The 23,045-nt window shown below is 65.9% G+C and carries 23 protein-coding genes; 9 read left to right on the forward strand and 14 right to left on the reverse strand.

Annotated features, from left to right (window positions below):
• Positions 1 to 82 precede the first annotated feature (82 nt).
• Together G6N38_RS14125 and G6N38_RS14130 are read right to left on the reverse strand one after the other, a co-directional pair.
• Positions 83 to 541 carry a hypothetical protein gene (locus G6N38_RS14125; RefSeq protein ID WP_179968524.1) on the reverse strand — a complete coding sequence of 153 codons (459 nt, stop codon included), beginning with the start codon at positions 539 to 541 and terminating at the stop codon, positions 83 to 85.
• 2 nt (positions 542 to 543) lie between these two features.
• Positions 544 to 1,686, reverse strand: coding sequence for a 3-ketosteroid-9-alpha-monooxygenase, oxygenase component (locus G6N38_RS14130; protein WP_246227918.1), 1,143 nt, complete (start codon positions 1,684 to 1,686; stop codon positions 544 to 546).
• A gap of 118 nt (positions 1,687 to 1,804) precedes the next feature.
• Between G6N38_RS14130 and G6N38_RS14135 the strand changes: the two genes are divergently transcribed.
• Positions 1,805 to 2,329: a gamma carbonic anhydrase family protein gene (locus G6N38_RS14135; RefSeq protein WP_163748427.1), complete on the forward strand. Its 525-nt coding sequence runs from the start codon at positions 1,805 to 1,807 to the stop codon at positions 2,327 to 2,329.
• Between the two features lies 1 nt (position 2,330).
• Here the strand turns inward: G6N38_RS14135 and G6N38_RS14140 are convergent, their stop codons facing one another.
• From G6N38_RS14140 to G6N38_RS14160, 5 genes are read right to left on the reverse strand one after another with little or no spacing between them, the layout of a single operon-like run.
• Positions 2,331 to 2,732: a nuclear transport factor 2 family protein gene (locus G6N38_RS14140; protein WP_163748429.1), complete on the reverse strand. Its 402-nt coding sequence runs from the start codon at positions 2,730 to 2,732 to the stop codon at positions 2,331 to 2,333.
• A 28-nt stretch (positions 2,733 to 2,760) separates the two neighbouring features.
• Complete coding sequence (locus G6N38_RS14145; RefSeq protein ID WP_163748431.1) at positions 2,761 to 3,639, reverse strand: TIGR03619 family F420-dependent LLM class oxidoreductase; 879 nt, start codon at positions 3,637 to 3,639, stop codon at positions 2,761 to 2,763.
• 5 nt (positions 3,640 to 3,644) lie between these two features.
• Complete coding sequence (locus G6N38_RS14150; protein WP_163748434.1) at positions 3,645 to 4,823, reverse strand: thiolase family protein; 1,179 nt, start codon at positions 4,821 to 4,823, stop codon at positions 3,645 to 3,647.
• On the reverse strand, positions 4,823 to 5,887 hold the full coding sequence (locus G6N38_RS14155) for a thiolase family protein (protein ID WP_163748436.1): 1,065 nt from the start codon (positions 5,885 to 5,887) through the stop codon (positions 4,823 to 4,825). The genes G6N38_RS14150 and G6N38_RS14155 overlap by 1 nt, the downstream gene beginning before the upstream one ends.
• Positions 5,888 to 5,899: 12 nt before the next feature.
• Entirely contained in the window at positions 5,900 to 6,892 is a 993-nt protein-coding gene (locus G6N38_RS14160) for a Zn-ribbon domain-containing OB-fold protein (protein WP_246227921.1), read from the reverse strand.
• Between the two features lie 67 nt (positions 6,893 to 6,959).
• Here G6N38_RS14160 and G6N38_RS14165 point away from each other — a divergent pair, with 67 nt between their 5' ends.
• Entirely contained in the window at positions 6,960 to 7,991 is a 1,032-nt protein-coding gene (locus tag G6N38_RS14165) for an LLM class F420-dependent oxidoreductase (RefSeq protein WP_163748438.1), read from the forward strand.
• A 55-nt stretch (positions 7,992 to 8,046) separates the two neighbouring features.
• Here the strand turns inward: G6N38_RS14165 and G6N38_RS14170 are convergent, their stop codons facing one another.
• Entirely contained in the window at positions 8,047 to 8,766 is a 720-nt protein-coding gene (locus tag G6N38_RS14170) for an acetoacetate decarboxylase family protein (RefSeq protein WP_197748130.1), read from the reverse strand.
• A 57-nt stretch (positions 8,767 to 8,823) separates the two neighbouring features.
• Between G6N38_RS14170 and G6N38_RS14175 the strand changes: the two genes are divergently transcribed.
• Positions 8,824 to 10,035, forward strand: coding sequence for a cytochrome P450 (locus tag G6N38_RS14175; protein WP_163748440.1), 1,212 nt, complete (start codon positions 8,824 to 8,826; stop codon positions 10,033 to 10,035).
• A 263-nt stretch (positions 10,036 to 10,298) separates the two neighbouring features.
• Complete coding sequence (locus tag G6N38_RS14180; protein ID WP_170314218.1) at positions 10,299 to 10,985, forward strand: cutinase family protein; 687 nt, start codon at positions 10,299 to 10,301, stop codon at positions 10,983 to 10,985.
• On the opposite strand, the gene G6N38_RS14185 is transcribed toward G6N38_RS14180, so the two are convergent.
• Entirely contained in the window at positions 10,982 to 11,782 is an 801-nt protein-coding gene (locus G6N38_RS14185; RefSeq protein WP_163748444.1) for a crotonase/enoyl-CoA hydratase family protein, read from the reverse strand. The two genes, G6N38_RS14180 and G6N38_RS14185, sit on opposite strands and share 4 nt — an antisense overlap.
• A gap of 68 nt (positions 11,783 to 11,850) precedes the next feature.
• On the opposite strand from G6N38_RS14185, the gene G6N38_RS14190 reads away from it, so the two are divergent.
• Genes G6N38_RS14190 through G6N38_RS14200 form a run of 3 tightly spaced genes read left to right on the forward strand, consistent with a single transcriptional unit; the run spans position 11,851 to position 16,216 of the window.
• Entirely contained in the window at positions 11,851 to 13,503 is a 1,653-nt protein-coding gene (locus tag G6N38_RS14190) for a medium/long-chain-fatty-acid--CoA/3-oxocholest-4-en-26-oate--CoA ligase (RefSeq protein ID WP_163748446.1), read from the forward strand.
• On the forward strand, positions 13,503 to 14,624 hold the full coding sequence (locus G6N38_RS14195; protein WP_163748447.1) for an NAD(P)H-dependent flavin oxidoreductase: 1,122 nt from the start codon (positions 13,503 to 13,505) through the stop codon (positions 14,622 to 14,624). The genes G6N38_RS14190 and G6N38_RS14195 overlap by 1 nt, the downstream gene beginning before the upstream one ends.
• A 35-nt stretch (positions 14,625 to 14,659) precedes the next feature.
• Positions 14,660 to 16,216: an acetolactate synthase large subunit gene (locus G6N38_RS14200; protein ID WP_163748450.1), complete on the forward strand. Its 1,557-nt coding sequence runs from the start codon at positions 14,660 to 14,662 to the stop codon at positions 16,214 to 16,216.
• On the opposite strand, the gene fadD17 is transcribed toward G6N38_RS14200, so the two are convergent.
• From fadD17 to G6N38_RS14215, 3 genes are read right to left on the reverse strand one after another with little or no spacing between them, the layout of a single operon-like run.
• Complete coding sequence (gene fadD17 / locus G6N38_RS14205; RefSeq protein WP_163752011.1) at positions 16,213 to 17,745, reverse strand: long-chain-fatty-acid--CoA ligase FadD17; 1,533 nt, start codon at positions 17,743 to 17,745, stop codon at positions 16,213 to 16,215. The two genes, G6N38_RS14200 and fadD17, sit on opposite strands and share 4 nt — an antisense overlap.
• An 8-nt stretch (positions 17,746 to 17,753) precedes the next feature.
• Positions 17,754 to 18,851 carry an acyl-CoA dehydrogenase family protein gene (locus G6N38_RS14210; RefSeq protein WP_163748453.1) on the reverse strand — a complete coding sequence of 366 codons (1,098 nt, stop codon included), beginning with the start codon at positions 18,849 to 18,851 and terminating at the stop codon, positions 17,754 to 17,756.
• 36 nt (positions 18,852 to 18,887) lie between these two features.
• A complete protein-coding gene (locus G6N38_RS14215; protein ID WP_163748455.1) occupies positions 18,888 to 20,072 on the reverse strand; it encodes an acyl-CoA dehydrogenase family protein in 1,185 nt (394 codons plus the stop codon).
• A gap of 175 nt (positions 20,073 to 20,247) precedes the next feature.
• Here G6N38_RS14215 and G6N38_RS14220 point away from each other — a divergent pair, with 175 nt between their 5' ends.
• Positions 20,248 to 20,439: a ferredoxin gene (locus tag G6N38_RS14220; protein ID WP_163748458.1), complete on the forward strand. Its 192-nt coding sequence runs from the start codon at positions 20,248 to 20,250 to the stop codon at positions 20,437 to 20,439.
• A 28-nt stretch (positions 20,440 to 20,467) separates the two neighbouring features.
• Entirely contained in the window at positions 20,468 to 21,376 is a 909-nt protein-coding gene (locus tag G6N38_RS14225) for a 3-oxoacyl-ACP reductase (protein WP_163752012.1), read from the forward strand.
• A 25-nt stretch (positions 21,377 to 21,401) separates the two neighbouring features.
• Here G6N38_RS14225 and G6N38_RS14230 read toward each other — a convergent pair whose 3' ends face one another.
• Together G6N38_RS14230 and G6N38_RS30240 are read right to left on the reverse strand one after the other, a co-directional pair.
• Positions 21,402 to 22,859, reverse strand: a complete 1,458-nt coding sequence (locus tag G6N38_RS14230) for an alpha,alpha-trehalose-phosphate synthase (UDP-forming) (protein ID WP_163748460.1) — start codon at positions 22,857 to 22,859, stop codon at positions 21,402 to 21,404.
• A 3-nt stretch (positions 22,860 to 22,862) separates the two neighbouring features.
• Entirely contained in the window at positions 22,863 to 23,027 is a 165-nt protein-coding gene (locus tag G6N38_RS30240; protein ID WP_005139050.1) for a hypothetical protein, read from the reverse strand.
• Between the last annotated feature and the right edge of the window lie 18 nt (positions 23,028 to 23,045).

Genomic DNA, 23,045 nt, shown 5'->3' on the forward strand with positions numbered 1-23,045 from the left:
GCCCTAGCGCACTGGACGATCACCGGTCACAACGACCGCGCCTCTACACATTGGCGTGGGCGCTACAGTGCGGCAATAAGATTCAGCCGTCGCCCGGGGCGGGGGCGCTGGAGTACTCTTCCAGGCAGCCCTCCGCCACCGCGTGCTTGATGCTGTCGGACAGTTTCGGGCAGGACCGGGTGCGGGCACTAGACCCGCCCGCCTCGCGAATCTCGGCGAAGTAGGCGCAGCGCTGCTGGGCCTCGCTGCTCCACTGAACCGCGGTGTGCGCGGCGCCGAGCTTTTTGACCTTCACCGCGATATGGCAGTACCGGCAATCCACGTCGGCCAGGCCTGCCGACAGGTAGCGTTCGCGGTCCTGGCGAGTGGCCTCGTGCATGGCGGCAGCCCGCTGCGGGTCGGAGGCGAAATCGGGTGCCTTGGACCACGATCCGGGCGCGCCGTCGTCGTGCCCGTGCGGCTCATCGTGCTCGTGCACGCCGAGCAGCTGGAGCATGGACCGCGCCAGATCGTCGACGTCAGGCGGTTCGTCGGGGGTCATAGTCACACCTGGGTCGGCTGTCCTTCAGCATCGGCCTGCTTCTTGAGGTTCTCCTGAACCTCGACCTGCCACTTCTCATTGGCCGGTGCGGTGTCGACCTCGAGCTCGAAGCGGTCGGTCATATCAGGGGTCACGTCGGCGACGTCGACGTAGAACTGCTGATACCACCGGCGCATCTGGTAGACCGCGCCGTCTTCCTCGACGAGCAGCGGGTTGTCGATGCGGGTCTTGTGCTTCCAGATCTCGACGTCCTGGAGGAAGCCCTTGCTGACGCCGACGACCATCGCGTCGGAGAGCTTGTCGGACATGGATTCGTCCATGCCCTGCGGCTTTTCGACGATCACGCCCCACTGCAGCATGAACGAGTCCTGCGTCACCGGATAGTGGCAGTTGATCAGGATCGACTCGGCCTTGAAGCCACCGTAGTTGTTGTGCAGCCAGTTGATCATGAACGACGGCCCGAAGTACGAGGCCTCCGAATCCAGATGAGATTCGGTGTAGGCCGAGCCGCCCAGCGTGACGTCGGGCCGTCCGACATTGTGCAGATACTGCGAGGCGATGTGGCCCTCGAAGACGTTCTTGAAGTACGTCGGCAATCCGAAGTGGATGTAGAAGAAGTGCGCCATGTCGGTGACGTTGTCGACGATCTCGCGGCAGTTGGAGCCCTCGATCAGCATCGAGTTCCACTTCCACTCGGTCCACTCGCCACTGGTGTACTCCGGGATCTCCGGAATCTGCACCTCGGGCTGCGGCGGGTTGCCCTCGTGGTCATGCCAGACGAACAGCAGCCCGCTGCGCACATCGGTCTCCCAGGACCGGGTGCGCGCCAGCCGGGGGGTGCGCTTGGCGTAGGGCACCAGACGGCAGCGGCCGTCGCCGCCCCAGCGCCAATCGTGGAACGGGCAGGCCAGTGCGTCGTCCTTGACGGTGCCCTGGGACAGGTCTCCACCGAGGTGACGGCAGTAGGCGTCCAGGACGTGGACCGCTCCCTGGGAATCGGCGAAGACCACCAGTTTCGTCCCGAATGCGTTGATCGGGTGCGGCTTGCCGTCCAGGTAATCAGTGACCGGACCCAGGCAGTGCCAGCCCCGGGCGTACCGGTCTGGCAGGGTCCCGGTGTCGATCTCGCGAATGCCGGTAGTCACCCTCATGCCTCCACTCATAGGTTCTAACTAGAACACGTTACAGTTTTAACGTCTGATCGCGCAATCTTCAGTGGCTTTACCTGGGGATTACCCACCTGAATTGCGGTATATGTGAACGATGCCGATGTATTCGTTCGAGGGCCGGTCACCACGGGTGGATCCCACCGCGTTCGTCGCACCGACCGCCGTGCTCATCGGTGACGTCACCGTGGAGGCCGGCGCGTCGGTGTGGTTCAACGCAGTCCTGCGCGGGGACTACGCGCCGATCGTGATCCGGGAAGGTGCGAACGTGCAGGACGGCTCGGTCCTGCACGCCCCGCCCGGCATCCCGGTCGACATCGGACCGGGGGCCACGATCGCGCACATGTGCACGATCCACGGCGTCCATGTCGGCGCCGAGGCGCTGATCGCCAATCACTGCACGGTGCTCGACGGCGTGGTCATCGGGGCCCGCAGCATGATCGCCGCGCACTCGCTGGTGGTCGGCGGCACCCATATCCCCGACGAGGTTCTGGTCACCGGATCGCCGGCGAAGGTCAAGGGACCGATCGCCGGAACGGGTGCCGAGGTCTGGGTGAACCTCAACCCCAAGGCGTATCAGGATCTCGCCCAGCGCTACCTGGCGGGCTTCGGCGAGATCTGAATCAGATCTTCTGCGCGCTCGCGGTGGCCTTGTCGAGCTCCCAGTAGGCGCGCAGCGCAATGATTTTGCCCTCGGCGTTGACCCGGTAGGTGAACACGCCCTCGGCGACTACCCGGTAGCCGCTGGACTCGATCACGATGTGGCCGACGTTGGCTTCCTCGTCGCCGCACTGGTAGGTCTTCTCGAAGTTGAAGGTCAGTGTGCTCGGCGCGATCGCCATGTCGTAGAACTTCGCGATCGCCTCCTTACCGCGGTGGCCGTTGCCCTCGGGATCGAAATGCGATGGGCCGATGGGGTCTTCGACGATCGCGTCGTCGGCGAACACCGCCAGCCAGGCTTCTTTGTCGTGAGCCATCGCGGCCTCGCGTGAGCGCCGTCCCGCCTCGTGCGCCTGGGTGCTCATCACCGTCCTACCTCACTCACTCCCACCATCAGTCCTGCCAGCCCGAGTGGATGTAGGTGTCGGCGAACCGCTTCATCGAGTCGATCTTCTTGTCCACCGGGGCGTCGAAGGGCAGGCCCTCGAAGACCCACGGAATTCCGATGTAGTCGGTGACACCGGCCGCAATCAGGTCGCGGTGGCCGTCGACACCGAATTTGTCGATGCAGACGGCCTGGTACTCGAACGGGTCGTCGGCGCGCCCGGCGTCGGCCAGTAGTTTCTTCAGCTGGTTGATCGTCTCGGCCAGCTGATCGCACGTCATCATCGCGCTGGTCCAGCCGTCACTGACCCGCACCGCGCGCTTGAGCGCCACCTCGGTGTGTCCGCCGACGTAGAACGGCACCGGCGTGGACGGCGCCGGGCTCATCTGCAGCCGGTCGAAATCGTAGAAGTCGCCGTGGAATTCGACCATGCCGCCGGCGAGCACCAGCTTGATGACGTCGATCATCTCGTCGACGCGCTTGCCCCGCTTCGCGTAGGGCACTCCGCACCACTCGAATTCCTCAGGAGCCCAGCCGATCCCGACACCGAAGCCGAACCGGTTATTGGTCAGGTTCGCCACCGACCCAACTTGGCGGGCCAATAGCAGCGGATTGCGCGAACCGAGCTTCATCACGTTGGTGTAGAAGCGCAGCTTCGACGTCACCGCACCCAAGGCGCCCGCGAGGATCAACGGATCGACCCATGGCGAGTTCTCATCGAACATCCGCTTGCCGTCAGCGGTGTAGGGATAGTCGACGGACTGTTTCTCGAAATAAAAGATCGAGTCTGGCAGCGCGATATTGTCGAAGCCGAGTTCCTCAGCGGCCTTGGCGATTTCGATGAGCTGGTCGAGTGGGCTGAACGCGATGCTGACGGTGTACTGCATGCGCGTCATTTCGAGGCGGGCTTATCCGAGCTGACCACCCACATCGAGAAGTACTGGGCGCCGCCGCCGTAGGCGTGACCCAGCGCCTTGCGCGCACCCTCGACCTGGTGGTCGCCGGCCTTGCCCATCACCTGGATCGCCGATTCGGCGAACCGGATCATGCCCGATGCGCCGATAGGATTGCTGCTCAGCACGCCGCCGGAGGGGTTGAACGGGATCCGTCCACCGATCGCCGTCTCGCCGGCTTCGGTGAGCTTCCAGCCGTCGCCTTCGGCCGCGAAGCCCAGGCTTTCCAGCCACATCGGCTCGTACCAGGAGAACGGCACGTACACCTCGGCCACATCGATCTCGTCGATCGGGCTCTTGATCCCGGCGTCTTTCCACAGGGCGGCAGCCGCGTCCCGGCTGGCTTGCGGATTGACCTGGTCCCGTCCGGCGTATGCCAGCGGTTCGGTGCGCAGCGCCGTGGCGTGGATCCAGGCGACCGGATGTCCGGCGGCCACCCGGGCGTCGGCGCTTTCCTCGTCGCCGATCACCATGGCCGCTGCGCCGTCTGACGACGGGCAGGTCTCGTCGTAGCGGATGGGATCCCACAGCATCGGCGACTCCATCACCTTCTCGACGGTGATGTCGGGCTGGTGCAGATGCGCCAGCGGATTCTTAGCGCCGTTGAGCCGGTCCTTGACGGCCACGATCGCGCCGATGTTCGTGGGCGCGCCGGAACGCCGGATGTAGGCGCGCACGTGCGGCGCGAAGTACCCACCCGCGCCTGCTCCGACCGGCTTGGTGAACGGCACCGGAATGCTCAACGCCCACATGGCGTTCGACTCGGACTGCTTCTCCCAAGCCATGGTCAGAACGCGCTTGTACTTACCCGACTGCACCAGGCTGGCGGCGACGATCGCGGTCGAGCCGCCGACCGAGCCCGCGGTGTGCACGCGGATCAGCGGCTTGCCGGTCGCTCCGACAGCGTCGGCCATGAACAGCTCGGGCATCATCACGCCCTCGAAGAAGTCGGGCGCCTTGCCGACGACGACGGCGTCGATATCGTCGAACGTCGAACCGGAGTCCGCGAGCGCCCGGTCGATCGCCTCGCGCACGAGGCCGTTCATCGAGACGTCTTTGCGCTTGGCGACGTACTTCGTCTGTCCGGTACCCAGAACGGCAGCGAGCTTTTTGGCCATCAGTTCTTGCCTTCCATGACCGCGACGAGATTCTGTTGCAGCGCAGGGCCGCTGGTGGCGTGCGCCAATACGCGGCCGGCCGAACGAGAGAAGATGTGCTGAGCGGCGAAACCGATCCGTTCCAGACCGGCCGAGAACATCGGGTTGGCGGCCAACGCGCCACCCGACGGGTTGATCTTCGTCGATGCCGGCAGACCGATCGCCTCGGCCAGGATCAGCTGCTGATGGCTGAACGGAGCGTAGATCTCGGCGACCTCGATGGAGCCGGCGTCACCGCCGGTCGCCACCTTGGCCGATGCGGCGGTGGACGGCGACGTGGTCAGGTCGCGAGCGCCCAGCACCGGCGTCTCGATGCGGTGCTCGAAACCGGTGATCCAGGCGGGGTTCTCCCGTAGCTCGCGGGCCTTGTCGCCGGCGGCCAGCACGATTGCCGATGCGCCATCGGTGATCGGCGCAATGTCGTGGCGCCGCAACGGATCTGCGAAGTACGGCCGGGCCAGTAGCTCGTCGATGCTTTTCGCGGGCTTCTCCGAGTCGGTGCGTTCGGCAGCGGCGAAGGAGTCCAGCGCCACCTGCGCCATCTGCTCGGCGGTCCACTTACCCGAGTCGAGGCCGAGCCGGGCCTGCAGGCCGGCCATCGATACCGAGTCGGGCCACAGCGGTGCGACCGTGTACGGGTCGGTCTGCAGCGCAAGGACCCGGCGAAGCGTGCCGGCCGACGGTTTGCCGAAGCCGTACACCAGCGCGGTGTCGACCTGGCCGGTCAGGATCTTGATGTAGGCCTCGTAAAGGGCCCACGCCGCGTCCATCTCGACATGCGACTCGTTGATCGGCGGGATCGCCCCGATCGAGTCGATGGCCGAGATGAACGAAAAAGCGCGCCCGGCAAGGTAATCCGATGAGCCGGAGCACCAGAAGCCGATGTCGGTCTGCTTCAGGCCGAGTTCTTCGTAGAGCCGATGGAAACACGGCATCAGCATCTCGACGCCGTTGGTGGTGCCGCTGGTACGTCGGACATGCGGGGCATGGGCGAAACCGACGACCGCTACATCGCGAAATGTCATGTGGCGAGTCCCTTAGAGATGGTGCTTGTAGGTGTCGTAATCGGCGTCGGGTTCGCCGGTCGGTTTGAAGTACTCGATGTTGTCGATGCCGAGGCCCCATTCGTCACGGGGCTTCCACACCGCCTGCACCCGCATACCCATCCGCACATCGGAGATGTCGATCTCCTGAATCAGGTGCAGGAACGGGATGTCCGCGCCGTCGAGCAGCACATAGGCCGCGACGTACGGCGGCTTGATGCGCTGGCCCGCGAACGGGATGTTGATGATGGCGAACGTCGTCACGGTGCCCACGTCCGGCAGCTCGAGGAAGTTGTCGAGCTCCAGGCCGGTGGCCGGATCGGCTTCCTTCGGTGGGAAGTACACCTTGCCGTCGGCGCCGGTGCGAGCGCCGAGCAGCTTGCCGTCTTCCAGCCCGCGCAGGAATGCGCTCTCCGGAAGCGATGCGGTGTGCTGGATCTCGATGCTGCTCGGTGACACCAGGATGGTCACCGGCTCGCGGTCGTCGGGCTCATCCGATACCGGTTCGGGGGAGTCTCCGAGCTCGAAGTACGCGATATCGGTGATCGCGCCGACTGGCTCGTCGACCCAGTGCGCATGGACGCGTGCACCGGTGCTGATCGCGTCCGAGGAATCCGCGGCGACCGCATGCAGCAGGCCGGTGTCCGCGCCGTCGAGTTGGATCAGCGCCCACGCGAACGGCTTGTCGAGCGGCTGCCCCTCCAGTGGTTCGGACTGCCAGGTCCACGACAGCACCGTGCCGACACTGGCGACCGGCACCACCTCCGTCAATGGCGCGTAGGTCACGGGGTCATACTCAGCGGGCGGAACGAGCACTCGGCCGTCCGAGCCGCGGACGCCAAGAATGCGTCGCCCGCGCAGGGCAGTGAAGAACTGGCCGAGGAGTGGTCCGACTGAACGGGTGTAGTCGAATGACAGCTTCAGCGGTGCCGAAAGGGGCTTCTGATGCGTGTCGATCTGCACCGGGCTGCTTTGGCTGGTGGTCACAGCATCGAGTAGAACAGGTTCTAAGAATCGTGGCAAGGACCGTGTCCCGGACAGAAAGGCGGCACCGATGAAGCTTGGTCTGCAACTCGGATACTGGAGCGCGCAACCTCCGACGAACCATGCGGAGTTGGTGGCGGTGGCCGAAGAGGCCGGCTTCGATACCGTGTTCACCGCCGAGGCGTGGGGCTCGGATGCGTTCACTCCGCTGGCGTGGTGGGGCCGGGAAACCACCCGGATGCGGTTGGGCACCTCGGTGGTCCAGCTCTCGGCGCGGACTCCGACGGCGTGCGCGATGGCCTCGCTGACCCTGGACCATCTCTCCGGTGGCCGCCACATTCTAGGGCTGGGTGTCTCCGGCCCGCAGGTGGTGGAGGGCTGGTACGGGCAGAAGTTCCCCAAGCCGTTGGCGCGCACCCGCGAGTACATCGACGTGATCCGGCAGGTCTGGGCGCGTGCGGCCCCGGTCACCAGCGCCGGCCCGCACTACCCGTTGCCACTGTCGGGGGAGGGCACCACCGGCTTGGGTAAGCCGCTCAAGCCGATCGTGCATCCGCTGCGCGCCGACATCCCGATCATGCTCGGGGCCGAGGGCCCCAAGAACGTCGCACTGGCCGCCGAGATCTGCGATGGCTGGCTGCCGATCTTCTACTCCCCGCGCCTGGCGCCGATGTACAACGAGTGGCTCGACGAGGGATTCGCCCGCCCCGGGGCGCGTCGGTCCCGCGAGGACTTCGAGATCTGTGCGACCGCGCAGGTGGTGGTCACCGACGACCGGGCCTCGATCATGGACCTGATCAAGCCGCACCTGGCGCTCTACATGGGCGGAATGGGCGCTGAGGACACCAACTTCCACGCCGATGTCTACCGCCGGATGGGCTATTCGGAGGTCGTCGACGAAGTCACCCGACTGTTCCGAAGCGACCGAAAGGACGATGCGGCCAAGGCCGTTCCCGACGAACTCGTCGACGACTCGGCCATCGTCGGTGACATCGACTACGTGCGCAAACAGATCGTCGCCTGGGAAGCCGCCGGCGTCACCATGATGGTCATCGGCGCCCGCACCCCCGAACAGATCCACGAGGCCGCCGCGCTGTTGTAGACACTTCTTGCGAGTTGTCTAGCCCGGGCCCTAGATTGACCGGATGACGTTCGGCCTAGCGCAGGACATGGGCGTCGCCGAACGTCATCTCGACGTTGGCGACCGATCCCGACACCATCGCGCGCTTGGGCAGCCCCAGCGAGGCCAGCTCCTTGGCGTACGGATGGTCGCCGAGGCGCAGGGTGGCGCCGCCCGGCCGGAAGCGCACCCCGGAGTTCTTCATCTCCCAGGGCACCTCCCGAGTGGTGCCTTCGGAGAAGGTGTAAGTCTTGAGCACCTGGCTGCGCGGCCGCAGCGACGGCAACGGCAGACCCCGGTGGAACTCGATTCCGGCGATCAGCGATCCACCCTCGCTGACGTCGAAAGTGAACGGGTTCGCGTCGCGAACGTTGAAGTCGGCCATGATCTTGGGGAAGCCCCAGATGGTGCGGCCAGCCTCGAGGGTGAAGGACTGGTCGACGGGCAGATGGTGGATGAACGCCGCGGCATCGCCGAGCGCCTTGAGGCCGCGGGCATCCGAGCCCGGTGGATTGACCATCACGCACGTGCCGAATTCGTGGTACTTGCCGAGGTCGCCGTCGATGTAGCGGGCCAGCATCAGATTCACCACCGCGCGGCCCGGCCGGAACTGGCAGACCTGCAATCCGCTGTAGTCGACGAGTCGCTGTGCGGCGTCGGCCGGAACCGAGAACATCGCCGTGTGGACGTCGGCCTTGCGAATTCGCACCGGCATCGTGAGCACGGTGCCGGCAATGGTGTGCTGCGAATCAGACATGCGGACACTGTAATCCGCTTCGAGACCTGGCGTGGACAGAAGTATGGAGGGAATTAGATGACAGGCACTCTGGCTCCGGCCAAGCCGAATGTTGATCTGACCGATGGCAATTTCTACGCCGACGGTGCCGCGCGTGAGGCATACCGCTGGATGCGGGCCAATGAGCCGGTGTTCCGCGATCGCAACGGTTTGGCCGCCGCGGCCACCTATCAGGCGGTCATCGACGCCGAGCGCGACCCCGAGACGTTCTCCAACACCGGCGGTATCCGGCCGGACAACCCGGGCATGCCCTACATGATCGACATGGACGATCCCGGACATCTCTTGCGCCGCAAGCTCGTCAACGCCGGCTTCACCCGTAAGCGGGTGATGGACAAGGTCGCCGGGATCGACATCTTGTGCGACACCCTGATCGACGCGGTCTGCGAGCGAGGGGAGTGCGACTTCGTCCGCGATATCGCCGCGCCGCTGCCGATGGCCGTCATCGGCGACATGCTCGGCGTGCTGCCCGAGGAACGCTCGACGCTGTTGAAGTGGTCCGATGACCTGGTCTGCGGCTTGAACTCGGCCGCCGATGCCGAGACCCTGCAGGCGGTCATGGACGCGTTCGCCGGATATTCGGCATACGCCACCGAGACCATCGCCAAACGCCGGGCCGAGCCGACCGACGACCTGTTCTCGATTCTGGTCAACTCCGAGGTCGAAGGCCAGCGGATGGATGATCAGGAGATCATCATGGAGACCCTGCTCATTCTCATCGGCGGGGACGAGACCACCCGGCACACATTGTCGGGCGGCACCGAACAGCTTGTGCGCCACAAGGATCAGTGGCAGGCCCTGGTGGCCGACCCGAGCCTGCTGCCCGGCGCGATCGAAGAGATGCTGCGCTGGACCTCCCCGGTCAAGAATATGGCGCGAACCGCCATGCGCGACGTCGAGTTTCATGGCACGCAGCTGCGCCAGGGCGAGAAGATGCTGCTGATGTTCGAGGCGGCGAACTTCGACGAGTCGGTCTTCGGTGACCCGCACAACTTCCGCATCGACCGGAACCCGAACAGCCACTTGGCTTTCGGCTTCGGAACGCACTTCTGTCTGGGCAATCAGCTGGCGCGGTTGGAGCTGAGCACCATGGTGCGCAAGGTGCTCGAGCGGCTGCCGGACCTGCGGCTGGCCGACGAGAACGCCCTGCCGCTGCGGCCGGCGAACTTCGTCAGCGGCCTGGAGGCAATGCCGGTGGTGTTCACTGCGTCCAAGCCGGTTCTGGCCTGAGCCTGCGTCGTCGCAGTCGCACGTGAACCTCGCTACCGCGAGCCCGTCGCTGTCGCGCTGGTTACTCGAGCTTGTCCTCGATAACCACAGCTTCGACGTCGGTTGTGTTTGGGCTGTCCCACTTTCGGGAATCACGAACCAACCTCGGTGCAAGCAGTGCCGCTACCCGAGGCAATACAGCACAATCACGAGATTTTTGGGGCGACATGAGTGTCATCGGGTCCGGCCAGGCTCAGTACATCCGCAACCTCTTCTTCGCCGCGATGCTGTCCGTCACGGCGCTGGTGGTCGCACCCCCAGGTATTCCAACGGCGGCGGCCGAAGACTGTCCCGACGTCGAAGTGGTCTTCGCTCGCGGCACCTTCGAACCGCCCGGCGTCGGTGGCATCGGTCAGGCGTTCGTCGACCAGCTGAAAGCGCAGCCCCAGCTGGGCGGCAAGTCGATCGACGTCTACGCGGTGAATTACCCTGCGTCGCTGAACTTCCCGGCCGCCGCTGATGGTGTCGTCGACGCCAGTAATCGTGTTCGGGACATGGCCGGCAGATGTCCAGACACCAAGATGGTGCTCGGTGGCTACTCGCAGGGCGCCGCGGTCGCCGGCTACGTCACTGCGGACAAGATTCCGGACGGCTACGTTCCGCCGAACGGGATCAACGGGCCCATGCCGCCCGAGATCGCCAAGCACGTCGCGGCCGTCGCCTTGTTCGGCAAGCCGTCGAACGGGTTCCTGAACAGCATTGACCGCAGTGCGCCGCCGATCACCGTCGGAGGCCTCTACGCGCCCAAGACCATTGATCAGTGCATCCCCGAAGACCCCATCTGCTCACCGACGGGCGGTGACAATGGCGCCCACGGGGCCTACGCCGACAACGGAATGACCGCTCAGGCGGCGGCGTTCGCAGCGCAGAAGGTCACCAGCGCGGCGGTGGTCAACACGGCCAGCGGCTAGCGCATCTTCCAGACGGGGGCCCGCTTCTCCTTGAACGCCAGCGGGCCCTCTTTGGAGTCCTCGGACAGGAATACCGGGATGCCGTTGGCGGTGTCGGGTTTGAACGCGTCGAGTTCGTGCATGCCCTCGGATTCGCGGATGGTCTTCAGGATCGCCTGCACGGCCAGCGGGCCGTTGTTGTTGATGACCTCGGCGATCTCGAGGGCCTTCGCCAATGCCGTGCCGTCGGGCACCACGTACCCGATGAGCCCGTAGGACAGCGCCTCGGCTGCGGTGATGTGGCGGCCGGTCAGCAACAGGTCGCACGCAATCGTGTACGGGATCTGCCGCGGCAACCGCACCGCCGAGCCACCCATCGGGTACAGGCTCCACTTGGCTTCGGAGATACCGAACTTCGCGCTCTCGCCGGCGATCCGGATGTCGGTGCCCTGCAGGATCTCCGTGCCGCCCGCGATGGCGGGGCCTTCGACGGCGGCGATGAGCGGCTTGGTCAGCCTGCGGCCCTTCAGCAGCCCCTCGATCTTCGTCGGGTCGAACGCGCCGCTCTTGAAGGAATCCCCGGGGGGCGCCTTGGTGGCGTTCTTCAGGTCCATGCCCGCGCAGAAGTAGCCGCCCGCGCCGGTCAGGATGCAGGTACGGATCTCGGGATCCTCATCGACGCGGTTCCACGCGTCGACCATGATCGAGAGCATCTCAGTCGAAAGCGCGTTACGGGCCTCGGGCCGGTTCAGCGTGACGATGAGGGTGTGTCCGCGCTGCTCAATGAGGGCGTCGGCCTTCTTTTCGGGCTCGCTCACGGGTACCTGCCTTCCAGCATCTTTGCCACAGACTTGTGTCGAAATGTAACACGTTCTAGTTTGGGTCCGTGGCCCTGAACATAGCCGACCTAGCCGAACACGCCATCGACGCCGTGCCTGAGCGCGTGGCCTTCATTTGCGGTGACGACCGAATCACGTTCGCCGAGCTCGAGGACAAGGCGAATCGCTTCGCCCACTACCTCATCGACCACGGCGTCAAGAAGGACGACAAGGTCGGGCTGTACTGCCGGAACCGCATCGAGATCGTCATTGCGATGCTCGGCACGATCAAGGCCGGCGCGATCCTGGTCAACGTCAATTTCCGCTACGTCGAGGGCGAACTGCGCTACCTGTTCGAGAACTCCGACATGGTGGCGCTGGTCCACGAACGCCAGTACGCCGACCGCGTCGCCAACGTGCTGCCCGACACCCCCGACGTCAAGACGATCCTCGTCGTCGAAGACGGCAGTGATCTCGACTACCAGCGCTACGGCGGCGTGGAGTTCTATCAGGCGATCGCCGAGAGCTCACCGGAGCGGGACTTCGGGGAGCGCAGCGAGGACGACATCTACCTGCTCTACACCGGCGGGACCACCGGCTTCCCCAAGGGCGTGATGTGGCGCCACGAGGACGTCTACCGGGTTCTGTTCGGCGGTACCGACTTCGCCACGGGTGAATTCGTCAAGGACGAGTACGACTTGTCCCGGGCGGCGGTCGCCAACCCGCCGATGGTCCGCTACGCGATCCCGCCGATGATCCACGGCGCGACCCAGTCGGCGACCTGGATGTCCATCTTCTCAGGCCAGACCACCGTGCTGGCACCGGAATTCGACGCCGACGAGGTCTGGCGCACCATCCACGACCACAAGGTGAACCTGCTGTTCTTCACCGGCGACGCCATGGCCCGCCCGCTTCTCGACGCGCTGCAGGCCGCTCAGGACAGCGGCAAAGATTACGACCTGTCCTCGCTGTTCCTGCTGGCGAGCACGGCTGCGCTGTTCTCCACCAGTCTCAAGGAGAAGCTGCTCGAACTGCTGCCCAACCGGGTGATCACCGACTCGATCGGCTCGTCGGAGACCGGCTTCGGTGGCACCAGCATCGTCGCCAAGGGTGAGCACCACAACGGTGGCCCCCGGGTGACCATCGACCATCGCACCGTCGTGCTCGACGAGGAGGGCAACGAGGTCAAGCCCGGCTCCGGGGTGCGCGGTGTCATCGCCAAGAAGGGCAACATCCCGGTCGGCTACTACAAGGACGAAGAGAAAACGCGGCAGACCTTCCGAACCTACAACGGCGTGCGCTACGCGATTCCCGGTGACTACGCCGAGGTCGAGGCGGACGGCACGGTCACGATGCTGGGGCGTGGCTCGGTGTCGATCAACAGCGGCGGCGAGAAGATCTACCCCGAAGAGGTCGAGGCCGCGCTGAAGGGCCACCCAGACGTGTTCGACGCCCTTGTCGTCGGTGTGCCCGATCCGCGCTTCGGCAGCCATGTCGCCGCTGTGGTGGCGCCGCGCAAGGGTGCCCGTCCGACGCTGTCCGACCTGGATACGTTCGTGCGCAAGGAGATCGCGGGCTACAAGGTGCCGCGCAGCCTCTGGCTGGTTGACGAGGTGAAGCGCTCACCAGCCGGCAAGCCGGACTACAAGTGGGCCAAGGATCAGACCGAACTGCGGCCGGCCGACGAGGTACACGCCAAGCATGCGGGTGCCGCCAGCTGATGCACACAGATCTGTGCGACCGGTTCGGTATCGACTACCCGATCTTCGTGTTCACCCCGTCGGAGAAGGTGGCCGCTGCGGTCAGCCGGGCCGGCGGTATGGGCGTTTTGGGTTGTGTGCGATTCAACGATGCCGACGACCTCGATGCCGTGCTGCAGTGGATGGACGAGAACACCGACGGTAAGCCGTACGGGGTCGACATCGTGATGCCGGCGAAGGTCCCCACCGAGGGCACCGCCGTTGATATCAACAAGCTGATTCCGCAGGAGCATCGGGACTTCATCGCCAAGACGCTCGCAGATCTTGGGGTTCCGCCGCTTCCCGAGGAAGGCGAGCGCAACGAAGGTGTGCTGGGCTGGCTGCATTCGGTGGCTCGCTCGCACGTGGAGGTGGCGCTCAAGCATCCGATCAAGCTGATCGCCAATGCGCTCGGGTCACCGCCGAAGGACGTCATCGACCAGGCTCACGAACACGGCGTGCCGGTCGCGGCCCTGGCTGGTTCGGCCAAACATGCGGGGCGGCATGTCGACAACGGCGTCGACATCGTCGTTGCCCAAGGCCATGAGGCGGGTGGCCATACCGGGGAGATCGGCTCTGTGGTGCTCTGGCCAGAGATTGTCGATGCGCTTGATGGCAGGGCACCGGTGCTGGCGGCGGGCGGTATCGGTTCGGGTCGGCAGGTGGCGGCCGCGCTGGCGCTCGGGGCGTCTGGCGTCTGGATGGGATCGGCGTTCCTGACCTCCGCCGAATACGACCTCGGCCACCGCGAGCCCGGCGGAACGTCGACCATTCAGGACGCACTTCTTCGGGCCACCTCCAGCGATACCGTGCGCCGCCGGATCTACACCGGCAAGCCCGCTCGGCTGCTGAAGACCAAGTGGACGGACGCGTGGGATGCCGAGGGCGCGCCGGATCCGCTGCCCATGCCGCTGCAGAACATCCTGGTCAGCGAGGCACATCAGCGGATGAACGAGTCGGACAATCCGGACACCGTCGCGATGCCGGTCGGCCAGATCGTGGGCCGGATGAACGAGATCCGTCCGGTCGCCGACATCATCGCCGAACTGGTTGCCGGATTCGACGCGGCGACGCGGAAACTGGACACGATCCGCGACAGCTAGCTGCTCGCCCAGCTGATCTGGTTATGCTCGGTCGGGTGAACGGAGCACAGGCACTGATCACCACGTTGGTCGACAACGGGGTGCGGGTCTGCTTCGCCAATCCGGGCACCTCGGAGATGCACTTCGTCGCCGCGCTGGACACCGTGCCGCAGATGCGGGGTGTGCTCACCCTTTTCGAAGGGGTCGCCACCGGGGCGGCCGACGGTTATGCCCGGATCTCGGGTGAACCGGCTGCGGTGCTGCTCCATCTGGGCCCCGGCCTGGGTAACGGGCTGGCGAATCTGCACAACGCACGACGGGCGCATGTGCCGGTGGTCGTGGTGGTCGGCGATCACGCGACGTATCACAAGAAGTACGACGCCCCGCTCGAGTCCGATATCGACGCGGTGGCCGGCACAGTGTCCGGCTGGCTGCGGCGCACCCTCGCGGTCGCCGATGTGGCTGCCGATGCCGGCGAGGCTGTCGCAACCGCGCGCGCTCACAAGCACATCTCCACACTGATCCTGCCCGCCGACGTCTCCTGGGACTCCGGTGCCGCCACGCTGGAAAGTGCTGTGGTGCAGGTGGAGCCGCCCCACGTTGATCTTGGCCAGGCAGAAGCCGCGCTGCGCTCAGGTGAGCCGACGGTGATCATGGTCGGTGGCGACGCCACCGGCGCGGCCGGTCTGTCCGCGGCGGTCCGGCTCGCGCAGACCAGTGGGGCGCGGGTGCTGTGCGAGACGTTCCCGACCCGGCTGGAACGCGGGGCCGGCATCCCGGCAGTGGAGCGGTTGGCTTATTTCGCCGAGGCGGCCACCGCGCAGCTCGCGGGCGCGAAACACCTCGTTTTGGCTGGGGCGCCTCATCCGGTGTCGTTCTTCGCCTATCCGGGCAAGGCCAGTGACCTGGTGCCGGATGGCTGTGCCGTGCACACGCTGGCCGGCCCGGTCGGCGCCGGTGCCGCGCTGGAGGTCCTGGCGGACCGGATCGCGCCGTCCGAGATCGCCGACACTGCACCGCTGTCGCGGCCTGCGCTTCCGAGTGGTCCGCTGACCGTCGTGACGTCGGCCGACGTCATTGGTGCGCTGCTACCTGAACGGGCGATCGTGGTCGACGAGTCGAACACCTCGGGAGTGCTTCTGGCGCAGGCGACGGCGGGCGCCCCCGCACATGACTGGCTCACCCTGACCGGTGGCGCGATCGGCTATGCGCTGCCGGTGTCGGTCGGCGCCGCGATCGCGGCCCCTGACCGTCCGGTGCTGTGTCTGGAGTCCGACGGTTCGGCGATGTACACCATCTCGGCGCTGTGGACCCAAGCCCGTGAGCAGCTCGACATCACCACCGTCGTCTACGCCAACCGGTCCTACGACATCCTGCGAATCGAACTTCAGCGGGTCGGAGCCGAGGCTGCGGGGCAGGGGCCTGGGCCCAAGGCCGAGGCGTTGCTCGATTTGACCGGGCCCACACTGGATTTCGTTCGTATCGCCAAGGGCATGGGAGTTCCCGCGCGCCGGGTAGGCACCGCTGAGGAACTCGCCGACGCACTGCAATGGGCATTCGACGAACCGGGACCGCACCTGATCGAGGCCGTCATGCCGTCGATCGCGGGCTAGCGCGGTATCTCGAAGACCGGGTCAGCGCACTCCAGCGCCTCGGCGGACAGCCTGCGCTTGATGACCTTGAACGTCTCGGTGCGCGGCAGGGCGGTGCTCACCCGCACGAATGCTGGCCACTGCTTGGGCCCGAGATCGTCTTGGGCGGCCAGGAATTCGCGGAACTCGGCCGGGTCGAATTCGGTGCCCTCCGGTAGAACCAGCGCGGCCATCACCCGATCACCGACCGCCGGGTCAGGGATGGCGTAGACCGCGGCCTCGGTCACGTCGGGGTAGCGCATCAACACTCGCTCGATCGGCGCGGTGCCAAGATTCTCGCCGTCGACCCGCATCCAGTCGCCCAGCCTGCCGGCGAAGTGCACGTAGCCGGCGTCGTCACGGTAGGCCAAGTCCCCGCTGTGATAGACCCCGCCGGTCATCCGCTCGGTCTCAGCGTCAGGGGCGTTGTAGTAACCGCGGAAATTGCCTGGGCCAGTGAGGTTCACCAGCTCGCCGATGACCCCTGGCGGGCACGGCTGGCCGGTCTCGACGTCGACGATCTCGAGACCTTCCGGCAGCGGCCCAAGCGCTCCCTCCGGGGTGTCCGGGGTTCGGGCGATGTTCACCCCACCCTCGGTCGAGCCGAAGCCGTCGACCACCATCACGCCGAAACGCTGCGCGAACCGGTCGATATCGCGCGGCGCGGCCTCGTTGCCGTAGACGACGCGCAATGGGTTGTCGGCATCGTCCGGGCGCGGTGGGGTGGCCAGGATGTAGGACATCGGCTTGCCGACGTAGTTGGCGTAGGTGGCGTGGAACCGGCGCGCATCGGGGATGAACTGCGATGCAGAGAACTTGCGGCGCAATGCAATTGAAGCACCGGCCGCGACGGCCGGAGCCCAGCCCGCCATCACCGCGTTGGAGTGGAACAACGGCATCGACAGGTAGCAGGTATCGGCCGGGCCCAGCCCGAACCGCTGCGCCAGCATCACGCCAGGAAAGGCGACTTTCTCGTGCGTGCACCGAACCGCCTTCGGGTCGCCGCTGGTACCCGAGGTGAAGATCAGCATGAAGAGGTCATCGAAGTGGCTGGGCGCGAACGTGATCGGTGTCCCACGAAACTGCCCGAGCTCGTCGGCCCAGGCGGTCGTTCCGACATCGATGACGGCCATGCCCTCGGGGGCGAACCCGGCGCCGTAGGTTTCCGGGCCGACGTTGTCGCCATCGGCGAGTACCAGTTGGCAGTCGGCCGTCTGGATATCGCGCGCCAGCGCTTCGCCGCGGCGAGTGGGGTTCAGCCCGACCGGAACGAGTCCGGACAACGCGGCTGCCACCAGCAGTGAGGAGAAGAACGGCGTGTTGCCCAGCAGCACACCGACGTGCGGCGGCCGGTCCGGATCGAGCCTGTCTTTGCACGCCGCAGCCAGGTCGGCACCATCCTGGATGTGTTGACGCCAGGTCGAATACGAGCCGTCGTCGGCGTGGATCCCGCGATCGTCGACGTCGGCCAACCGCGCGAGCAGATCGGTGACGGTCTGCTCGTCGCTCACCGGTCCGGTCAAGCCGGCGTGTCGGCCAGCTCGCGGCCGATGCGCCGCAGCTGAGCGGTAGCGCCGCCGAGTGCGAACTCGACCTGCTTGGCGGTGAGGAAGTAGCGGTGCACCTGATGATCCATGTCGATCCCGACGCCGCCGTGGACGTGCACGGTGGTGTGGGCGACGCGGTGTCCGGCCTCGGCCGCCCAGAACGCCGCGGTGGCCACCTCGACATCGGCGGGCAAGTCCTCGGAGAGCCGCCACGAGGCCTGCACGAGTGCCAGCCCCAAGCCCTTGATCTCGATGTAGTCGTCGGCGAGCCGAGCCGAAACCGCCTGGAAACTGCCGATCGGCCGGTCGAACTGCTCGCGGGTGCGGGCATATTCGGCCGTCAGCTCGAGCGCGCGCTCGAGCACGCCGAGCTGGAAAGCCGTGTGCCCCAAGGTCTTGTGGGTGGTCAGCCACGCCAGCGCGTCGGCATCGCCAAGGATCCGGTCGGCTCCGACCTCGACGCCGGCTAGGTCGAGCTCGGCGGCACTGTTCTTCCCGGTGGTCAGCAGCGGGGTCACCGAGACCCCAGGGTCGGTGGCGGCCACCAGGAAAACCTTGGTGCCGGAATCGGTTTCGGCCGGTACCAGGAACGCGTCGGCGACTGGGCCGAACTCGACCTGGGTGCGACTACCGGTCAGCCGGAAGCCGTCGCCGGATGCGGTCGCTTGCACCGGGCCCTGACCGAACTCCCCGTCGAGGGCCACGGTCAGGATCTTCTCGCCGGCCACCGCCGGGGCCGCCCACTGGTCACGCAGTTCGGGCGTACCGAACCGGGCCAGCGCGCCGGTAGCCAGGACCACCGACTGCAAGTACGGCACCGCAGCCAATTGGCGGCCCAGCGCCGTCAGGATGGCCGTCTGCTCCAGGACGCCGTATCCGCCGCCGCCGACGGACTCCGGCGCGGCGGTGGACAGAATGTCAGCGTCGATGAGTTTGCGCCATAGCTCGGTGTCGAACCGCTGGTCTAGGTCGTCGAGCGCACGCTGATGCTGCGGTGTGCAGACGGCGTCGACGATGGTGCCGACCAGCCCCGAGAGGTCCTGCGCGGCTTCTGTCTTGGTGAAATCCATTTCGGTCCTAAATCTCTCGAGGTCTTCTCGGTCGTTTCAGCGGTTGACTCGGGGCAGGCCCAGCGCGACCATGCCGATGATGTCGCGCTGGATCTCATTGGTACCGCCGCCGAAAGTGAGGATCAGCGCCGCGCGGTGCATCCGTTCGACACGACCGCGCAGCAGGGCGCCGTGGGAGTCCTGGCGCAGCGTGGCTGACGGTCCGAGGATCTCCATCAGCAGCCGATATGCCTCGGTGGCCAGCTCGGTGCCGAAGACCTTGGCCGCCGAGGCGTCGGCGGGGTTGAGCGTTCCGCTCTCGGCCGATGCCAGCTCCCAGTTGATCAGCTTCAGGTACTCAGCCTTGGCCAGCACGCGGGCGAGATTGAGCTGCACCCACTCGGAGTCGATCAGGCGATTGCCGTGCACATCCTTGGTGTTCTGTGCCCACTCGCGAACCTGGTTGAGTGCCAGGAAGATCGGCTGGGCCGACACCAGGGCGACCCGCTCATGGTTGAGCTGGTTGGTGACCAGTTTCCAGCCGGCGTTCTCTTCGCCGACCCGGCTGGACGCCGGAACGCGTACATCCTGGTAATAGGTGGCGCTGGTGCCGACACCGGCCATCGTGTGTACCGGCGTCCACGAGAAACCCTCCGAGGCGGTCGGCACGATCAGCACCGAGATGCCGCGGTGCTTCTTGGCCTCGGTGTTGGTGCGCACCGCCAACCAGACGTAGTCGGCGTACTGGATCAGGCTGGTCCACATCTTCTGGCCGTTGACCACGTAGTCGTCGCCGTCGCGGACCGCGGTGGTGCGCAGGGCCGCCAGATCCGTGCCGGCGCCCGGCTCGGAGTAGCCGATCGCGAAGTGCAGGTCACCGGCGGCGATCTTGGGTAGATAGAACGCCTTCTGCTCGTCGGTGCCGAACGCCATGATCGTCGGCGCGACGCTGTTGATGGTCAGGAACGGCACCGGCGCTCCAGCGATGGCCGCCTCGTCGGTGAAGATCAGCGAGTCCATCGGGGCGCGGTTCTGGCCGCCGTACTCCGTCGGCCAGTTCAGCGTGAGCCAGCCGTCCTTGCCCATCTGGGAAACGGTCTCGCGGTACACGTTGCCGGTGCCGATCTCGCCCCCGGTCGTCGACATCAGCGCTTCCTGGCGCTCCGGCGTCATCAGCTTGCCGAAATAGGTCCGGAGCTCGCGGCGCAGCTCCTCTTGTTCGGGCGTGTAACTGATCCGCATCGACTCGATCCTTCGCTGGAGTTGGCAAGCTGGCGGCGACCCGCCGACACTCCTGGTTGTAACACGTTCTAGTCTTGTGGTCCAGCGCCGGTTTGGGCCAGGTTTCGCTCCATCTGGTCGTATCGTGGTGCTGCGAACGCCCCGCCCTCGGGGTCAGCCAGGCTAGGAGGTTGTCATGCGAGTCGAAGTCGACCGTGATCGCTGTGAAGGTAACGCCGTCTGTGTGGGAATAGCCCCGGACCTGTTCGAACTCGACGATGAGGACTACGTGATCGTCACCAAGGATCCGATCCCCGCAGACGAGGAAGACGTGGCCGAGCAATCCATCGCCGAGTGCCCCCGCGCCGCCCTGACCCGCAAAGACTAGAGGTATTCGTAAGTTGACTGCACAAAACGTGTCTGACGACTCCACCGACCTGGCCGGACGTGTCGCGGTAGTGACCGGTGCCGCCTCGGGCCTGGGCCGTGCCGAGGCGATCGGGTTGGCTAAATCCGGTGCGACGGTCGTCGTCAATGACATGCCCAAAGCGCTGGATGAATCCGATGTGCTCGACGAGATCAGCGCCGCGGGCTCCAAGGGCGTGGCGGTTGCCGGTGACATCAGCCAGCGCTCGACGGCCGACGAGCTGGTGGCGACCGCCGACGGGCTTGGCGGGCTGAGCATCGTCGTCAACAACGCCGGCATCACCCGCGACCGCATGCTGTTCAACATGACCGACGAGGACTGGGACGCGGTCATCGCAGTGCACTTGCGTGGGCACTTCCTGCTCACCCGCAATGCGGCGACCTACTGGCGCAACCAGGCCAAGGACAACGGCGGGTCGGTGTACGGCCGCATCATCAACACCACCTCGGAAGCCGGCTTGTCGGGGCCGATCGGCCAGGCCAACTACGGTGCTGCCAAGGCGGGCATCACGGCGCTGACGTTGACGGCGTCGCGAGCGCTCGGGCGCTACGGCGTGCGGGCCAACGCGATCGCCCCGCGGGCGCGTACCGCGATGACCGCCGACGTGTTCGGTGACGCTCCCGAGCTCGCCGAGGGCGAGGTCGACCCGTTGTCGCCCGAACACGTGGTGACGCTGGTGCGGTTCCTGGCCGCGCCCGCCTCGGACAAGGTCAACGGCCAGGTGTTCGTCGTCTACGGGCCGACGGTCACGCTGGTGGCCGCCCCAACGGCTGAACATCGATTCCACGCCGATGGCGCCGCGTGGGATCCGTCGACGTTGGGGACGTCCATGCAGGCTTACTTTGCTGATCGTGACCCGGAACGTACGTTCGGCGTGATGGGCTTGATGGGCGACTAGCCAATTTTCTGGCCGCGACCGGGAGTTAGTCGGGGTCGCCCTTGCTGTTGGCGTTGGCCAGCACGTCGAGGAAAGACCGCGCCCAGCGGTCGACGTCGTGGGCGAGCACCTGGCGTCGCAGCGCCCGCATCCGCCGTCGGCCCTCTTCGGGCGTCTGGTTGACGGCGGCTTCGATAGTGTCCTTGAGCCCCTCGAGGTCATGGGGGTTGGTCAGGTAGCTCTGGCGGAGTTCGGCTGCGGCACCGGTGAATTCGCTCAGTACGAGGGCGCCACCGAGATCGCTGCGGCAGGCCACGTACTCCTTGGCCACTAGGTTCATGCCGTCGCGAAAGGGCGTCACCAGCATTACGTCGGCGGCCACGAAGAAGGCGATCAACTCGTCTCGGGGAACCGGCCGGTGCAGGTAGTGCACGACCGGGTGGCCGACTTCACCGTATTCACCGTTGATGTGGCCGACCTGCTGCTCGATTTCGTTGCGCAGGATGCGATAGCTCTCCACCCGCTCGCGGCTTGGGGTGGCCAGCTGCACCAAGACGGTGTCGTCGCCCTTGGCGCGGCCCTCGGCGAGTAACTCCGAAAACGCTTTAAGCCGAACGTCGATGCCTTTGGTGTAATCCAATCGGTCGACGCCCAGCAGGATCTTGCGGGGGTTGCCGAGCTCGGCGCGGATCTCCTTCGCGCGCCGGCGGATGTCACGATTTCGCGCCTTGCGGTCCAGATCTGCGGAATCGATGGAGATCGGAAAGGCGCCGACCTTCACGGTGCGAAAACCCAGTTGCACCTCGCCGAACCTCGAGCGCACACCGACCGAGGCCCGAGATGTGTTGGCGCCGACCAGCCGTCGCGACAGGAACAGGAAGTTCTGCGCACCGCCGGGCAGATGGAACCCGACCAGATCCGCGCCCAGGAGGCCTTCGATGATCTCGGTCCGCCACGGCATCTGCATGAACAACTCCACCGGCGGAAACGGAATGTGCAGGAAAAACCCGATTGTCAGATCCGGCCGCAACATCCGCAGCATCTTGGGCACCAGTTGCAGCTGGTAATCCTGAACCCACACAGTGGCGCCTTCGGCTGCCGCGCGCGATGTCGCCTCGGCGAACCGCCGGTTGACGTCGACGTAGCGGTCCCACCACTCGCGGTGATAGATCGGCTTGACGATCACATCGTGATACAGCGGCCACAGCGTCGCGTTGGAGAAACCCTCGTAGTACTCAGCGACGTCGTCGGCGGACAGCCGAACCGGGAAGAGCTGCAGGTCTTCCTCGACGATGGGTTCCTCTGGACCGTCGATGATGCCCGGCCAGCCGATCCAGGCGCCGCGTCGCCGCCGCAGCAGCGGTTCCAGTGCGGTGACCAGACCGCCGGGGCTGCGCTTCCAGGTCAGGCTGCCGTCGGGCAGCCGCTCCATATCGATCGGTAGCCGGTTGGCCACGACCACGAAATCGGAGTTCCCGGAGCGGGCTTTCCGGCTCCCGGCCACGGGCTACGCCTCGAGCTTTGAGGGTCCAATACCGAGCATCGACAGAAAGACTCGACACTCGTCGGCGTCGTTGGCATAGGCCGCGACTACGCGCCGGGCTTGGCGCGCCGTGCTGTCGGCCAGCGGTTCGACGTCGTCGATGTCCGTGGGATCAGATTTTGCAGGCATCTCTCAACCTTATCGAAG

It is taken from the genome of Mycolicibacterium helvum (assembly GCF_010731895.1).
GTDB lineage: Bacteria > Actinomycetota > Actinomycetes > Mycobacteriales > Mycobacteriaceae > Mycobacterium > Mycobacterium helvum.

What these genes read in the sequence shown, in the direction of transcription:
- G6N38_RS14220 (WP_163748458.1), top strand. Translation starts at nt 20,248, where the DNA reads ATGCGAGTCGAAGTCGACCGTGATCGCTGTGAAGGTAACGCCGTCTGT.
- G6N38_RS14210 (WP_163748453.1), bottom strand. Translation starts at nt 18,851, where the DNA reads ATGGATTTCACCAAGACAGAAGCCGCGCAGGACCTCTCGGGGCTGGTC.
- G6N38_RS30240 (WP_005139050.1), bottom strand. Translation starts at nt 23,027, where the DNA reads ATGCCTGCAAAATCTGATCCCACGGACATCGACGACGTCGAACCGCTG.
- G6N38_RS14170 (WP_197748130.1), bottom strand. Translation starts at nt 8,766, where the DNA reads ATGTCTGATTCGCAGCACACCATTGCCGGCACCGTGCTCACGATGCCG.
- G6N38_RS14155 (WP_163748436.1), bottom strand. Translation starts at nt 5,887, where the DNA reads ATGACATTTCGCGATGTAGCGGTCGTCGGTTTCGCCCATGCCCCGCAT.
- G6N38_RS14150 (WP_163748434.1), bottom strand. Translation starts at nt 4,823, where the DNA reads ATGGCCAAAAAGCTCGCTGCCGTTCTGGGTACCGGACAGACGAAGTAC.
- G6N38_RS14125 (WP_179968524.1), bottom strand. Translation starts at nt 541, where the DNA reads ATGACCCCCGACGAACCGCCTGACGTCGACGATCTGGCGCGGTCCATG.
- G6N38_RS14145 (WP_163748431.1), bottom strand. Translation starts at nt 3,639, where the DNA reads ATGCAGTACACCGTCAGCATCGCGTTCAGCCCACTCGACCAGCTCATC.
- G6N38_RS14165 (WP_163748438.1), top strand. Translation starts at nt 6,960, where the DNA reads ATGAAGCTTGGTCTGCAACTCGGATACTGGAGCGCGCAACCTCCGACG.
- G6N38_RS14195 (WP_163748447.1), top strand. Translation starts at nt 13,503, where the DNA reads ATGCACACAGATCTGTGCGACCGGTTCGGTATCGACTACCCGATCTTC.
- G6N38_RS14135 (WP_163748427.1), top strand. Translation starts at nt 1,805, where the DNA reads ATGCCGATGTATTCGTTCGAGGGCCGGTCACCACGGGTGGATCCCACC.
- G6N38_RS14180 (WP_170314218.1), top strand. Translation starts at nt 10,299, where the DNA reads ATGCTGTCCGTCACGGCGCTGGTGGTCGCACCCCCAGGTATTCCAACG.
- G6N38_RS14140 (WP_163748429.1), bottom strand. Translation starts at nt 2,732, where the DNA reads ATGAGCACCCAGGCGCACGAGGCGGGACGGCGCTCACGCGAGGCCGCG.
- G6N38_RS14175 (WP_163748440.1), top strand. Translation starts at nt 8,824, where the DNA reads ATGACAGGCACTCTGGCTCCGGCCAAGCCGAATGTTGATCTGACCGAT.
- G6N38_RS14215 (WP_163748455.1), bottom strand. Translation starts at nt 20,072, where the DNA reads ATGCGGATCAGTTACACGCCCGAACAAGAGGAGCTGCGCCGCGAGCTC.